General features: G+C 61.2%; 11 protein-coding genes. 7 read left to right on the top strand and 4 right to left on the bottom strand.

Translation table 11 applies throughout. The features are described from left to right. Positions 1 to 206: 206 nt before the first annotated feature. The 3 genes from ACJYUO_RS17590 to ACJYUO_RS17580 all read right to left on the bottom strand — a co-directional run bounded on the left by ACJYUO_RS17590 (position 207) and on the right by ACJYUO_RS17580 (position 3,608). The gene (locus ACJYUO_RS17590) at positions 207 to 1,304 is read right to left on the bottom strand and encodes a Gfo/Idh/MocA family protein (RefSeq protein WP_494346640.1); all 1,098 of its coding nucleotides are present in this window, start codon (positions 1,302 to 1,304) and stop codon (positions 207 to 209) included. Positions 1,305 to 1,556: 252 nt separating this feature from the next. After that, a complete protein-coding gene (locus ACJYUO_RS17585; RefSeq protein ID WP_494346639.1) occupies positions 1,557 to 2,381 on the bottom strand; it encodes an IS5 family transposase in 825 nt (274 codons plus the stop codon). A gap of 462 nt (positions 2,382 to 2,843) precedes the next feature. After that, complete coding sequence (locus tag ACJYUO_RS17580; protein WP_494346638.1) at positions 2,844 to 3,608, bottom strand: IclR family transcriptional regulator; 765 nt, start codon at positions 3,606 to 3,608, stop codon at positions 2,844 to 2,846. Between the two features lie 282 nt (positions 3,609 to 3,890). Between ACJYUO_RS17580 and ACJYUO_RS17575 the strand changes: the two genes are divergently transcribed. The 5 genes from ACJYUO_RS17575 (at position 3,891) to ACJYUO_RS17555 (ending at position 8,697) form a co-directional block, all read left to right on the top strand. Then, entirely contained in the window at positions 3,891 to 5,375 is a 1,485-nt protein-coding gene (locus tag ACJYUO_RS17575) for an extracellular solute-binding protein (RefSeq protein ID WP_494346637.1), read from the top strand. 85 nt (positions 5,376 to 5,460) lie between these two features. Beyond that, complete coding sequence (locus ACJYUO_RS17570) at positions 5,461 to 6,420, top strand: carbohydrate ABC transporter permease (protein ID WP_494346636.1); 960 nt, start codon at positions 5,461 to 5,463, stop codon at positions 6,418 to 6,420. After that, positions 6,413 to 7,330, top strand: a complete 918-nt coding sequence (locus tag ACJYUO_RS17565) for a carbohydrate ABC transporter permease (protein ID WP_494346635.1) — start codon at positions 6,413 to 6,415, stop codon at positions 7,328 to 7,330. Before ACJYUO_RS17570 ends, ACJYUO_RS17565 begins: the two co-directional genes overlap by 8 nt. A 4-nt stretch (positions 7,331 to 7,334) precedes the next feature. Then, positions 7,335 to 8,513 (top strand): ABC transporter ATP-binding protein, encoded by a 1,179-nt coding sequence (locus ACJYUO_RS17560; RefSeq protein ID WP_494346634.1) that lies wholly within the window; start codon positions 7,335 to 7,337, stop codon positions 8,511 to 8,513. A gap of 7 nt (positions 8,514 to 8,520) precedes the next feature. Continuing rightward, positions 8,521 to 8,697 carry a DUF8005 family protein gene (locus tag ACJYUO_RS17555; RefSeq protein WP_494346633.1) on the top strand — a complete coding sequence of 59 codons (177 nt, stop codon included), beginning with the start codon at positions 8,521 to 8,523 and terminating at the stop codon, positions 8,695 to 8,697. Positions 8,698 to 8,848: 151 nt separating this feature from the next. On the opposite strand, the gene ACJYUO_RS17550 is transcribed toward ACJYUO_RS17555, so the two are convergent. Further along, complete coding sequence (locus ACJYUO_RS17550; RefSeq protein ID WP_494346632.1) at positions 8,849 to 10,897, bottom strand: RICIN domain-containing protein; 2,049 nt, start codon at positions 10,895 to 10,897, stop codon at positions 8,849 to 8,851. Between the two features lie 151 nt (positions 10,898 to 11,048). Here ACJYUO_RS17550 and ACJYUO_RS17545 point away from each other — a divergent pair, with 151 nt between their 5' ends. Together ACJYUO_RS17545 and xacF are read left to right on the top strand one after the other, a co-directional pair. Beyond that, a complete protein-coding gene (locus ACJYUO_RS17545; RefSeq protein WP_494346631.1) occupies positions 11,049 to 12,713 on the top strand; it encodes a glycoside hydrolase family 28 protein in 1,665 nt (554 codons plus the stop codon). 90 nt (positions 12,714 to 12,803) lie between these two features. Continuing rightward, on the top strand, positions 12,804 to 14,243 hold the full coding sequence (gene xacF, locus ACJYUO_RS17540) for a 2,5-dioxovalerate dehydrogenase (RefSeq protein WP_494346630.1): 1,440 nt from the start codon (positions 12,804 to 12,806) through the stop codon (positions 14,241 to 14,243). The last annotated feature ends 132 nt before the right edge of the window (positions 14,244 to 14,375 follow it).

Here is a 14,375-nt window from a genome sequence, read left to right as displayed (position 1 = left end):
GAAACGCGACATCAATTCGTCTACCGGCAATGCGACACCCGACCTACGACCTGCCGACGTTCCACGAGTTTCGATTCCACTCTGACCATTGGCCATGTGAACCGAGCGCCGTCAGACAGGAAATCGGCGTTTTCCGACGGATGAAAGAGTGAAAACACCTCGGATGTGTGACTTCGAGGCGGTTTACCTGCGGAGGCAAGACAGTGCTACCAAGACGTGATCGTGACCCCGCGGAGTGGTTGTGGGAGGGGAATATCGATCGTTCCCCCCGTGTTGTGCGACAGGTAGAGTCCGACGATAATCTCGAGTGATCGAATCGCCTCGCGTCCGGGCGATCGATTTTCTTCATCACCGTTCAGCATGTCCTCGATGTGATTAGCGGCGTTTGCAAACGACTCCGTGTAGTCGTCTTCCCAGGTCCACGCGCCGTCGATTCCGGGTAACTCGGTTTCGACGTGTTCGCCGTCCTCGAGTGTCCAGTATCGCCACTCGCCGTCGTCGTTGTTCAGGTACAGTTTCCCATCGGTTCCGAGGAACTGGAGTGTCATCGAGGACAACGCTCGTGGAATCGTACAGTCGACAGTGACGAACGTGTCATCATCCATCACGACGTGTCCACCGCCGCCGGAATCGGTGATATTCCGTGAGACGTCGAGCGAGTCGACCGCTTCGTTCTCACCGGTGATATACCCGCTGACCTGCGCTGCACGAGCATCGAGGAGGTATACCAGCGTATCCAGTACGTGCGTCGAGTTACGCAGGAGTTCCATGCGGTACTGCGTACTCACGGAGACGACATCACCGAGAATATCGTCCGTCCGAACGAGTTCTCGAAGTTGTCGGAGTTTATCAGTAAAGCGGAAGGAGTGATTGACGAGAAGTTCGGTATCGGTTTCGTCGCAGACATCGATCATCGTGTCGGCGGCACTGACCTGCGAAGCGATCGGTTTCTCACACCAAATGACATCAGGAGCCGCCGCCGACCGAGCGGCGTCAATAGTGTGTTCATCGTGAAGGTACGAAGGAGTACAGATCGAAACCACGTCGAGCGTCTCGGACTCAAGCATTGCTTCATGACTGAGATACTGTCGTTCGGACGGGATATTCCACGCGTCGCCGAACTGCTCGAGGGCCGCTTCGTCGACGTCCGCAACGGCGACTAACTCGATTTCGTCAGCGGTTTCGTAACCGCCGGCGTGGCTGGCTTTGATCTTCTCAGTACCGATCACCTCCTTGTCGTGCATTCCGAGGATTCCCATTCCAGCGATACCACCTGTCCCGATGATGCCTGCCTTATATGCCATTGTGAAATTTGCTCGGCCGTGACCACAGCGTCGAGACGAATACATGGATCGAACGATGACGCGTTCTCGAGGTACGATTGGCAAATCGATAGCGCTTGTAATATATCTTCAGGATCCGTTTGGAGCGCACTGTTCGGGCTTCGCGTGGATAGTCGATACGTGAGCCACCGGCCTCTACCGGATATCGGGACGGTAGATCCGTCTTACCAGTTCAAACGACCGTGGTGAATCGCCATACGACGTTGGATTTGCCTAGCTCACAGCACGCTTGATGTTGTAGACGGCACACATCAGAACGATTTCACGGAACTCTCGATACCAGCTTCGCGCACGCACGGCGTCGCCGAGCGTGCGCTTGATTACGGAGAAGACGGTCTCAGACAACGCTCTCTGGCCGTAGAGAGTCCCATCGATCCGCGCATTATGCGCGTGATCGATGGGACGGAACTCTCGATGCTTGATCAGCGGTCTTACGCCCTCTTCTCGGAGTTTCTCACGTAATCGTTGCCAATCGTAGCCTTTGTCGGCAGCGAGGCTGTGCAACTCGCCCGCGTTGCGGCGGGCGAGTTGCCAGCCGATCTGCGTGTCGTGACGTTTCTCGGTCGTACAGTGTACGTCGAGAACAGCTTGTGACTCTGTATCGACGAGAGCGGTCGTCTTGAGCGTCTGCACGCGGTAATTCGTCCGTCGGCAGTAGTGTTTGCTGGCGTTTTCACGGTCGAAAAACGTCGCATCCATCGCAACGTGACCAGACGGCTCGTGCAGCTGCGCCGACAGGCGCAGCAGCACTCGCCAGACCGCCATCTTGATCCTATCAAACGCCTTCACTAGCGTCGAGTGATCTGGGAGATCGGCCTTCTCAAGGCCAATTTCCGCCAGTATTTGTGGCATTTCACTCAGGAGATCAAGCGCCTCCCGGTAGGACTTCTCCAAGTAAATCCGGAGACAATGCAACGAAACAACGGCGTAGTCGGCGAATCCGCCGCCACCCTGCGGGGCGGCGGATTCGCCTCGACCACCAACAGCATTTTTAGCCAACGTCACGACCTTCCCGGTGAAGCGGGAGATTTTGGACATAGAGCATCCGCGGTTTCCCGCTTCACCTTCCTAGATTTGACGGTCGAAGTCCGTGCTGTCTGGCGATTCACCAGAGCCGTTCAAACACGTCTTCCGTATTATTTCATGGAATCTGCCGAGGAGAACTGTACCCATGTCCGACTCCGTTGTACAGTCCAATTCGTTCGATTTTGTTCGGTGATACCGGAAACAGGTGTGATGGGGCGCTACTCCTATAACATACATATGTTTGTAAACCATGATCGCGGCGTCACTACTGGTGATTCAACTCTTTTAGAGCCGATTACAGATGATATTCAATCGATGTACGTACAGCTACCTGTAAAATCACCCCGGAGAGATAGCGTCGCTACCCGGATCGCGCAGAGTGATACGGGTTGCAACTCGAGGATCGGCGCTTTCTCCCCGAACTGGTGTATATTGCGGGTGATCATCACACCAGTCCGGTAATACCGGAAAAGGCTACGAGTAAGTCATGTTCACCTCGATTACGTTTGCAGTGCTCAAGACTGTCTTCGGGATCTCAGTAGCGAACGTGTCGTCGTCGAATCGGTTCGTCGGTCCCGAGACGCTGATCGCACCGATGGGTTTCTCCTCGGTATCACAGATCGGTGCTGCGACACAGCGCATTCCGGGCACTCGCTCCTCGTCGTCGATCGCATAACCCCGTTCGCGTACCTTCTCCAGTTGGGTCTTCAATTCGTCGGCGCTCGTGATGGTCTTCTCGGTTACGCCCGGCAAACCGTGTCGGTCGATGATCTCATCGACGTCCCCTTCAGGGAGTCTCGAGAGAATCGATTTTCCCAGTGCAGTCGTATGAAGATGCACTCGCTTGCCGATATGCGTATCCAGATTCACTGCGTCACGGCCTTTTGCCTTATTGAGGAAGATCCCTTTCCCGTGTTCTTCGATCATGAGATTGGCGTGTTCCCCGGTTTCGTTCGCTAACTTCTTGATTTCAGGAGTCGCGATCTGGTACAGTTTCATCTGGCTACGGGCGAATCCACCTAACTCGAGGAAGCGCGCTCCGACGTGATAGGTCCCGTTTTCGTTAACCAAGTATTCGGCGTCGGTCAACGTCTGTAGGTGGTCGTGGACCGTGCTCTTTGGCATCTCGAGTTCGGCGGCGAGCTCTGAAACGCCCGCTCCATTGAGTTCGTGAAGCGTTTCGATGACCGTGAACGTCGTCGCAGCAGCTTGGACTGGACTACGTGATTGATTCGGCATAGTAGTCTATTACGGCAGGTCCTATTTAACAGTTGTCCGGCGATGCCGGATACCTTGGCAGCATCGCCGTCGGTGGTGAGAAACTACGTGACTGATCACCGGTCCTGCAGGGCAACGTCCACTCAAAGAGGAATAAGTAGTAGGCTGTGTGTCGGTGATTGATTGTCGATGATAGGACGAATCCCCGTGCGAGCGCTCGTGAACGGAAAGCAATCGGTTGCTAACGGGCCGCCCACCAAATAAATGGTTATATTTATATAATGGTCTACTCATTGGATAACCATGGCAGGTAGACCCAACCATAGGCTGAAGAGTAGAGTACGAACTGATAGCGCGGTCTCTCGGCGGCGATTCGTCGCGGCAGCGGGGGTTGCAGGGGTCGTCGGAACCGCTGGCTGTATCGGCGGTGGCGAGGACGAAGAACTCAACCTATCGGAGTACGACGGCGAGGAGGCGACGATCGAATACAGTACTGCGCCGCTGTTCGGAGATATCGAGGACCAACTGAAGGAATCGATGCGAAACGCCGGTCTTCACGAGAACATCGACGTCGAGTTCTCGACCGGTGTCTGGGGAGCGGACGATCAGGAGGACCGGTACAACCAGATCCTTCAGGCCGGCCGATCCACGCCGGACATCATGCTGACGAACTTCTCGTACACCTCCTCGTTCGCGCCGCGGGGATGGCTGGTCGATCTGAACGAGGCGCTCCCACAGGAGAAACTCGACGAGATCGAGAACGACTACCACCAGGTGATGGTCGATTCGATGCGGTGGGACGGCGGTCTCTACGGCATACCACAGTTCGTCGACATCCCTGCGATCCTCTACCGGAAAGACTACGTCGAGAACGCTGGCTACGACCCCGAAGGCGAAGACTGGGCGACGGAACCGATGGAGTGGGACCAGTTCGCCAACATCGTCAGCACTACCGTGGAGGCAAACGACATCGATCACGGCTATACGACGACGCTCAACCAGCGGACGATCGGTCACCAGACCGGCTACGAGAAGGTCGTCACGATGGGTGGCAATTACTTCGGCGACATGGACAACCAGCACGGGCCCATTGGCGACCGACCGATCACGATTGACGACGAACCGGTGATCGAGGCGCTGCAGTTGCTGCGGACGTTCATGCACGGCTCCGACGACGAATACGCGTTAGACGGAATCACCGGTGACATCCTCCCCTCGGAGGCGCTTGGCTGGGACACGCAGCCGTCCCAAGAATCGTTCGCTGCCGGTGAGGCGGCCTTCCATCGAAACTGGTCGTACGCGATCGCGCAGTTCGCGGGCGACGACGCGTTCGGCGACGACATCGGCCTTATGCCGTTCCCCTACGGCGTCAGCAAGGAGGACGCAGAGTACGCGGGAACCGGTGGGACGAACTCGACGCTGGGCGGCTGGCACCTCTCGCTGAATCCGAACTCCGAGAACCTCCCTGCCGCCGTCGAAGTGTTGAAGGCGATGACCTCCGACGAGTTCTACCTCGATATCTTCGAGTTGGCCGGATCGACGCCGCCGAAGCCGGAACTGTACGAGTCGGAGCAGGCACAGGACGTCCCGGTGATGAACCGCTATCTCGACACCCTGCAGCTCCAGTCGGAGAATCAGTGGGTCCACCCAATCAACCAGATCTGGGACTCCCAAAAGAACGCCATCGCAAGCGAGTTCCACGCCTGTCTCAACCAAGAACAGTCGCCCCAAGAAGCTGTTGCAGCCGCACAGGAGGCCGTCGAGGAAATCGAAAATTCCGATCTCTAGATCGCTCTCAATATCTTCCCCTCGGAACTGGAATAACGAAACTTACAAGATTGTTCGTGAACCCCATGCAAAGTAGGTTACCACAATGTTAAAGAAGGTATCCCGCGCGGTATCGCCCATCCTGTACAGGATCGAACGGTTAGACGAGGACAAATACGGCTATCTCCTCATCGGCCCTATGCTCTTCGTCCTCTCGGTTCTCGCGTTCTATCCGCTGCTCAGAACGCTGTGGGTCTCGCTTCACAGCGACGACCTCTACGGCGAGTATCCGGTCGGCGAGTTCGTCGGGCTCGATACGTACACCGCGATACTCAACGGTGACATGAACATCATCCTCAGCGATCCGTTCATTAGCCTGAGTAATCCGCTCTCGAGCGCGCTCGTCATTACGCTGCTCATCACGGCGGTGAGCGTCAGCATGGGGACCGGGCTCGGGCTCGGCATGGCGCTGTTGCTCAACAAGGAGTTCCGAGGGCGTGCAGCCGCACGCATGATCGTCCTCCTGCCGTGGTCGATCCCGATCGTCATTCAGGGGATGATCTTCTACCTGATGTTCCAGCCCTCGATCAGCTTCCTCGTCGAGCCGCTGCACAGCCTCGGGCTCATGTCGGCGAACCCGCTCGTCAGTACGCGCGATTCGATGCTCGTGGTCATGCTGGTCGACGTCTGGCGACGAGTGCCGTTTATCGCACTCATCATCCTCGCCGGGCTCGCCAGCGTAGACCAGAGTCTCTACGACGTGGCCGAGGTCGCCGGCGCATCGAAGTGGCAACAATTCAAGCTGATCACGTTCCCACTGATCAAGCCGGTCGTGTTCATCGGCATGATCTTCTATACGATCAGCTCGATGAAGGTCTACGGCATCGTCGAGGCTTCCGCTGGCTGTAGCACAGTCCCGACGCTGACCTGCCTCGTCGTCGATACGTTCCGCATGCAGCGGTGGGCGACCGCGTCCGCGATCGCCTTCCTGACGGCGCTCATCATCGCGGGGATCGTGATGGTGTATCTCATCCAGTTCCGCAACGAGGTAACCACCAATGAGTAACGTCCAAGACGAATCGCGAAGTCCCGTGGGTCGAGTCGTCGACCTGTTGATCAACAACCCCTACGACACCTACAGGATCCTCTTCTACGTGGGTCTGACATCGTTTATCACCGTCACGCTGTTCCCGTTCTACTGGCTGTTCGTCCTCGCGATCACGCCGAGCGATCGGCTATACGGGATGGGGATCCTCCCCGAGGGGACCAATATCGGGGTGTTCGTCGAGATCTTCCAGCAGTATCCGATCCACCACTACATTTTCAACAGCATCATCATCGCGCTGCTCACGGTGGTCATCTGCCTGCTGATCGGCAGTCTCGCGGGATACGCGTTCGGTCGCGTCGACTTCCGCGGTAAAGCCCCGCTGATGTTGTTATTGCTCGTCGTCTCGTATTTCCCCGGGATCGCGTACCTGATCCCGCTGTACGAGATGCTGACGGGAACGTTGACCGTCGGTCCGTTCATGACGCCGGATCTCTACAACACGCCGTGGTCGATGGCGTTCCCGTTCACGATGTTGACCCTTCCGATCACGATCTTCATCCTGACGACGTTCTTCAGCCAGATCCCCGACGGGCTCGAGGACGCCGCCAGAGTCGAAGGGACGACGCGACTCGGTGCGCTGTTCCGGGTCATCCTTCCGCTGTCGGCCCCCGGGGTCACGACGGCGGCGATCATCGTCTTCATCAGCGTCTACCGGGAGTTCTTCTTTTCGTTTATGATGACCGACGGCGAAGCTGACAACTGGGCGGTCCTCGTCTACGGGATCCTCGAGTTTGAACAACAGGGCGGACAGCTGTACAACATGATGGCGGCAGCGAGCATCGTAGGGATCATCCCCGTCGCGCTGCTCGTCGTCTTCGCACAGAAACATATCGTTAGAGGCTTAACTCAAGGCGGACTAAAGGAGTGACAACATGGGACACGTTAACCTAAATAACACGACAAAGCGGTACGACGCGGTCGTCGCGGTCGACGAGATGAACATCGGGATTGAGGACGGCGAGTTTCTCTGTCTCGTCGGTCCGTCGGGCTGTGGAAAATCGACGACGCTGGAAATGATCTCGGGGCTGACGCTGCCCTCGAGCGGCACGGTCGAGATCGCCGGCAAGGACGTAACGAACGAGCCACCCAAGGACAGGGATATCTCGATGGTCTTCCAGAACATCGCCCTGTTCCCCCACATGGATATCTACGAGAACATCAGTTTCGGGCTCCGACTTCGGGACTTCGACAAAGACGAGATCGACCGCCGAGTCGAGAAGGCGGCAAAGACCGTCCAACTCCAGGGCATGCTCGATCGCAGCCCGAGCGAACTCTCGGGCGGCCAACAGCAACGTGTCGGCATCGCCCGCGCGATCGTCCGTGAGCCGGAAGTGTTCCTCATGGACGAGCCACTGGCGAACCTCGACGCGAAGCTGCGTGTGCACATGCGGACCGAGATCCAGCGGCTCCAGAAGAATCTGGGGATTACGACGGTGTACGTGACCCACGATCAGGAAGAGGCGATGACGATGGCCGACCGCATCGCCATCATCAACAAAGGTACGCTCCAGCAGTGTGCACCGCCGCTGGAGTGTTACAACCGACCGACCAACGAGTTCGTCGCGAGTTTCATCGGAAGTCCCTCGATGAACATCTTCGATGGCACGATGAACGGGGACGCCATCGACCTCGAGCACTTCCAGCTCCAACACACACTCGGGGCCGAACACGATGGCAGCGACATCAGGGTTGGCATCCGACCGGAAGACGTCTACCTCGCCAAGAGCGACGACGAACCCGCGACGGCCAGCGCCTCGTTCGAGACCGTCGTCGACGTGCTCGAGCCGGTGGGCGATCAGACGTACGCCTATCTGGTTCCCCGGGGTGCTGGGGTGGACAAGGATGAACTCATGGGGACGGACGAAGCGGAGTTGCTCGTGACCATCGACCCGGACACCGAAATCGAGGAAGACGAACTGGTCGAGGTCGTCCTCGATCGGGACAAGGTGCACCTCTTCGACGGAGCGACCGGCGACGCGATCGCTCACTCGCTCGTCGAGCAGATCGCGATGGACACCGAAGCGAGCTCGTCCGAAGAGATTCAGGGGTGACTGATCGATGGTGACGACTACCGGCGTCCTGTTCATCGTCGCCGCAGTCGTGCTGTTTTTCTTCTGGATCTACGGGATCGTCTCGTTCTACGTCGATCTGCGGTATCAGTTCGTGCCGGCCGCACGGCGGTACCTGCGCGACGACGAGCAGGACGATCGTCCCGATCCGGAAGACTACATCTAGCAGACTCCGGTTTTCGTCGCCGATTCGACCCGTCGTCACCAAAAGTCGAGGCTGTACAGTACACGACAGGTCTCTGCACGGTATTTCTCGAGCGAGTCGTGTGGGTCGCGAAAAAGAACGTCGCCGTCGGCAGTCGATCTCGAGTCGCCAGCTACAGTCGTTCGAACCGCCAGATCTGGTTCGTCTCACCCTGCCACTCGCCAGCGCGGACCGGCGCACCCGCGGCCCTCGAACCGTCCGCGACCTCGAGTCGGCCGTCCGGAACGTCGATCTGGAAGCCAGTCTCGTATCGCTCCATCCGGTACTCCGTGACGCTGCCTTGCACCGCTTGCTTCCCGGAGAAGCTGATCCCCTTCTCGCTGTGTGCCGCGGCGAGCGTGAAGTAGCCCTGCCGACCGTCCATGCTGCCGTCGACCATCCATCTCTGGTGGGGCTCGTCGGCCCACTCGCCTTGCTGAATCGGCGCACCCGAGGCTGTCGAGCCATCCGCGACCTCGAGAACCTTGTCGCTGTGTTCGGCGACGATCCGATAGGTCCCGGATTCGATCGACTGGACGGCCGCCTCCCAGAGCGCGTCTCTGTCTATCGAACGGCCGATCGTCGCGCGGGGCTGGTCGACGATGTAATCGACGTCGACGTCCGCGCCGGGATCGGTCCGCCACTCGAAGACGAGGTCCCAGGAGTTGCCGTTCCACTCGGGGTACTGCTCCCACGCGGCCGCCGCACCCGCCTCACCGACTGGCGTCGTGCGGGCATCGAGCGTCGATCGATAGTGCTCGGAAACATCAGTGACGCGGGCGGCCGGCGAGGAATCGGACTCGAGGGTGACGGTTCCCTGATCGAGACCGCCGCCGACATTGCCGTGGACGACGGTCGTCTCGGAGGCGACCCGGATGAGCCCCTCGGTCCCGCCGTCGCGGACATCGTTATTGATGAACTGGTTGTGCAGACAGGCACCGTCCTCCCTGATCGCCCACGGCTGGACGGGATCGTCGCGGTCGTCGGTGATCCGCAGGTTGGCGAGCGTGATCCCCTCGTTGATCTCCGAGGCGGAGCCCTGCAGCCCGAGCGACCAGAAGTTGACGCCGGGGCCGTCAAAGTTCTTGATGACGCCCCCGAGGATCTTGACGTTCCTGACGTCGACCAGCAGGATACCGGCCTTCGAGCCGCCCTGAATGTTTACCTCGCCGACAGTAACGTCCCGCGTCCCCGTGATGATCGACAGCCCGCGGACGCCGCCGCGGCTGACGACGCGGCCGACCGACACGCTCCGGCAGCCGTTCGCGAGGCGAAACGTCGCGTAGTCAAACGAGGGGTTCTCGCCGACGACCTGGCCGACGGTTGCGTCGAGCGTTTCGTTCAACAGCAAGACGCAGCTTCCCGGATCGACGCCGATCACCTGTCCGATCTGAATTCGCTCGACGTCGTAGGTTTCGATCCCGTGGTGGCCGGTGTTGGTCACGTAGGCGGTGTCGATCTGAATATCGGCGCTGCCGCCCTGAATCCGGACGCCTTGGACGGTGACACCGTCGATCCACAGGCGACCGATCGCCAGGCCCGAGCAATCGTCGGCGAAGATCGCCTGACTCGCCGCGCCCCTCACTGTCAGACGGGGAACGGCGACGTTCTCGACACTCTCCAGCGAGAGGACCGGGCCGGTCTCGCCCTCGACCGTCACCGCGCCCGCGATGTCGAGTCTGGTGTGACTCGGCACGTCGACGCCCGTGCGTTCGTGGTCCTCGCTTACCGCGAGGTCTGCCACGACGTGGACCGTGGCTTTCGTCGTCCGATCGGCCTCGAGTGCGTCGACGGCCGACTGGACGACTGGCATCGGCTCTTCGCTGCTCGCGACCGTCTCGTTCCCGCCATCGGCGTGGTAGACGCCGTCGTCGTCGCGCCAGACGAGAACGTCCGCCTCGCCCGCATCCGTGTACGTATGCGATACGTCGAGGGATTCTAACCCGTACAGACCGTTCCCGCCCGCGTCGACGTCGGCATCCCACTCGTACCACGGCTGGTTGCCGGTTTCCGGACCCCCTTTTTCGTTCCCGCTCTGTGCGCTCGTTGTGTCGGCCAGGGTCGTTCCGAGTCCGGCGGCCCCAAGCACTGCCATCGCTCCGCGTCGCCCCATCGAAGTCGAGGCGTCAGTCTCCGCTCGAGACGGCTGTTCCGTTCGCCGCTGATCGCTCTCGTTGCTCATGACAAACACTGTCGCGCTATTGCGACACAACGACAGTCAGTATACGTGAACTTAATTCTTTACCTCCAGCTATAGCGAAAGGCGATCACTGATCGATGAGACGGCGGCGAGCGGAGGGATTTAGACAGTCCGTGCCGATAACTCGGACGAGATGACCGAGCACACCGAATCGACCCCGCCGTTCCGAATCGAACCGCTGACCGAATCGAGTCGCGATATGGAGGCGGCGGCTAACCTTGCGACCGAACGCCTCCAGGGCGCGATCGACACCTGCTACGACACCGGCGGCGGGACTGTCACCGTTTCGAGCGGGGAGTACGCTCTCGGGACCGTCCACCTCCGCAGCGACGTGACGCTCCGTCTCGAGGCGGGGACCCGCCTGTACCCCGCCGAGTCGAAGTCGGCGTTCATCGATCGCCACGTCGGCCCCGACGGCGAGCGCCCGTTCGTGCTCGCGGAGGGCGTCGAGAACGTCGCCATCGTCGGGGAAGGAACGATCGACGGTCGCGGAACAGAACGTACGGACACCGACGAACCGATCCGCCAGCACTCCGGCGAGAGCGAAGGGCATCCGCTCGTCTCGAACGCCGCCCATCGCGCCCGACAGGGCGAGGCGTACCTCGAGCGGTCGGGCGCGACCGACGAGTGGCCGGTCGCGAAGCCGTCGTTCCGACCCGGGCCGATGATTCATCTCGTCGATTGTGCGGGTGTCTCGATCCGCGATCTCACGCTACGGGACATGCCCGCGTGGACGCTCAGCTTCGACGACTGCACCGACGTCGACGTCCGCGGGGTAACGATACGCAACCACATGCAGATCCCGAACTGCGACGGGATCGCGATCGGCAACTCCCGGAACGTTCGCGTCACCAACTGCGCGATCGAGGCCTGCGACGACGCGATCACGCTCGTCGCCCACGACGACCGCGAGCGACCCTGCGAGCACGTCACCATCACCAACTGCACGCTGGCCTCGAGTGCGTGTGCGATCAAACTCGGCTCCGAGACGAGTGGCGACATCCGCCACTGTACGATCGACAACTGCATCGTCTACGGCTCGAACCGGGGGCTAGGGATCCAACACCGCGACGGCGGTGCCATCGAGCACGTCCTGTTCTCGAACATCACCCTCGAGACGCAACTGCGTCCGGGGCCGTGGTGGGGGAAAGGCGAGCCGATCTACGTGACCTCGGTGCCCCGCGACGAGGACACCGACCTCGGCGCGGTCAGGGACGTTCGGTTTTCGAACGTCGTCGCGGACGCCGAGAACGGCGCGCTTCTCTACGGCCACGCGGACGCGACCCTCGAGGACGTCCGCCTCGATTCCGTGTCGCTGTCGATCGATGCAGGCCGTCACGCCGACACGGTCGGCGGGAATATCGACCTGCAGCCGACCGCGGTTACGGCCCCGATCGACGCGGCCGAGATCTCGGGAGTCCACTGCGAGTGCGTCGCCGATCTCGAACTGGTCGACATCGCGCTCGAGTGGGGCGACGACCCGCCGGAGTACTTCGTACACGGCGTTCGCTGCGTCGACGTCGACGGAGTCGCCATCGACGGCTTCGCGGGACGGCAGGCGCGACCGGCGGAGGATAGGGAGACGGCGTCCGACGGGGCAGCCGCCGCGATCTCCCTCGAGGGAACGGCGGCGAGTACGATCAGGAACTGTCGAGCGGGTCCGGGCACCGGGACCTTCCTCTCGACGACGGCCTGCGACGACGCGCGCCTGTTCGCGACCAACGACTGCACCGCCGCCGAGACGCCGATCGACGGTGATTGCGGACACCGGACGACGGGCAACCTCCCGCCGCTCTGAAGCCCACGCGCGGCCGGTCGTACCGACATCGCGGCAGCGCGACGCTCGACTACCGAAATCGTTATGCATCAGTTCGAGTACTAATCGATGATGGCTGTCGAGCAACGCAACTACGTCGACGGAGAGTGGATCGAATCCGAAACTGGCGAGACCGTCGCGGTCGAGAACCCGGCCGCGCCGGACGAGATCGTCGCACGCTACCAGCAGTCGAACGAAGCCGACGCCGAACGAGCCGTCGAGGCCGCGGCGGCCGCGGCCGGCGAGTGGGCGGCGACGCCGGGCCCGGAACGGGGCCGAATCCTCGCCGAGGCCGGCCGGATCCTCGCCGATCGAAAAGACGAACTGACGGAACTGCTTGTCCGCGAGGAGGGGAAACTCCGCGGCGAGGCCGCCGGCGAGGTACAGCGCGCGATCGATATCTTCGGTTACTACGGCGCGAAGGCCAGCGATCTCGGCGGCACGGTTAAAAGTCCGAGCAGCCGGAACACGACCCTGTATACGGTCAAAGAGCCCCTCGGTGTCGTCGGCCTGATCACGCCGTGGAACTACCCGATCGCCATTCCGGCGTGGAAGCTCGCGCCCGCGCTGGCGACCGGCAACGTCGCCGTGCTCAAGCCGGCGTCGCTCGCCCCGGGCGTCGCCCACGCGATCTTCGAGGCCCTCGACGACGCGGGGCTCCCCGACGGCGTCGCCAACTTCGTGACCGGGCCCGGCAGCAGCGTCGGCGAGGAACTCGTCACTAACGACTCGGTCGACGCGATCTCCTTTACCGGCTCGACCGCGGTCGGCACCAGCGTCTACGATCGGGCGACCGAGGACGGCAAGCGCGTCCAGCTCGAGATGGGCGGCAAGAACCCGACGATCGTCGCCGACAGCGCCGACGTCGAGGAAGCGGCCGACATCGTCGCCGCGGGTGCGTTCGGCGTCACCGGTCAGGCCTGTACCGCCTGCTCGCGCGCGATCGTCCACGCGGACGTCTACGACGAGTTCGTCGACGCGATCGCCGACCGCGCCGCGGCGATCAAACCCGGGCCGGGGCTCGAGGAGTCCAACATGGGCCCCCACGTCAGCAAGTCCGAACTCGAGGGCACCCTCGAGTACGTCGATATCGCTCGCGACGAAGGAGCGACGCTCGAGGCGGGCGGGAACGCCCTCGACCGCGACGGCTATTACGTCGAGCCGACGGTCTTCTCGGACGTCGAGCCGTCGATGCGCCTCGCACAGGAGGAGGTCTTCGGCCCCGTCCTCGCCGTCCTCGAGGTCGAGGACTTCGACGACGCGCTCGCGGTCGCCAACGGCGTCGACTACGGGCTCTCGGCGAGCGTCGTCACGGACGACCACACCGAGGCCAACCGCTTCGTCGACGAGATCGAGGCGGGCGTCGCCAAGGTCAACGCGAAGACGACCGGCCTCGAACTCCACGTTCCCTTCGGCGGGATGAAGGGCTCCTCGAGCGAGACGTGGCGCGAACAGGGCGACCAGGGACTTGAGTTCTACACGATCGAGAAGACCGTCTACGACAACTACTGACGACCGCTCGAGACGGCGTCCCATAGCGACCGCCGCCGGGCGGCCGACGGCCGGCACGCCGGTTTTCGCGCCCCGACCGGGCCGACGAGTGCGCTCTTCGTCCGCGACAACGTGGTGGTCAATGACAAGATC

This window comes from Natrinema sp. CRL1 (assembly GCF_059162405.1).
Note: the sequence above shows the minus strand (reverse complement) of the source record. Positions and strands in the feature narration are given on the sequence as shown.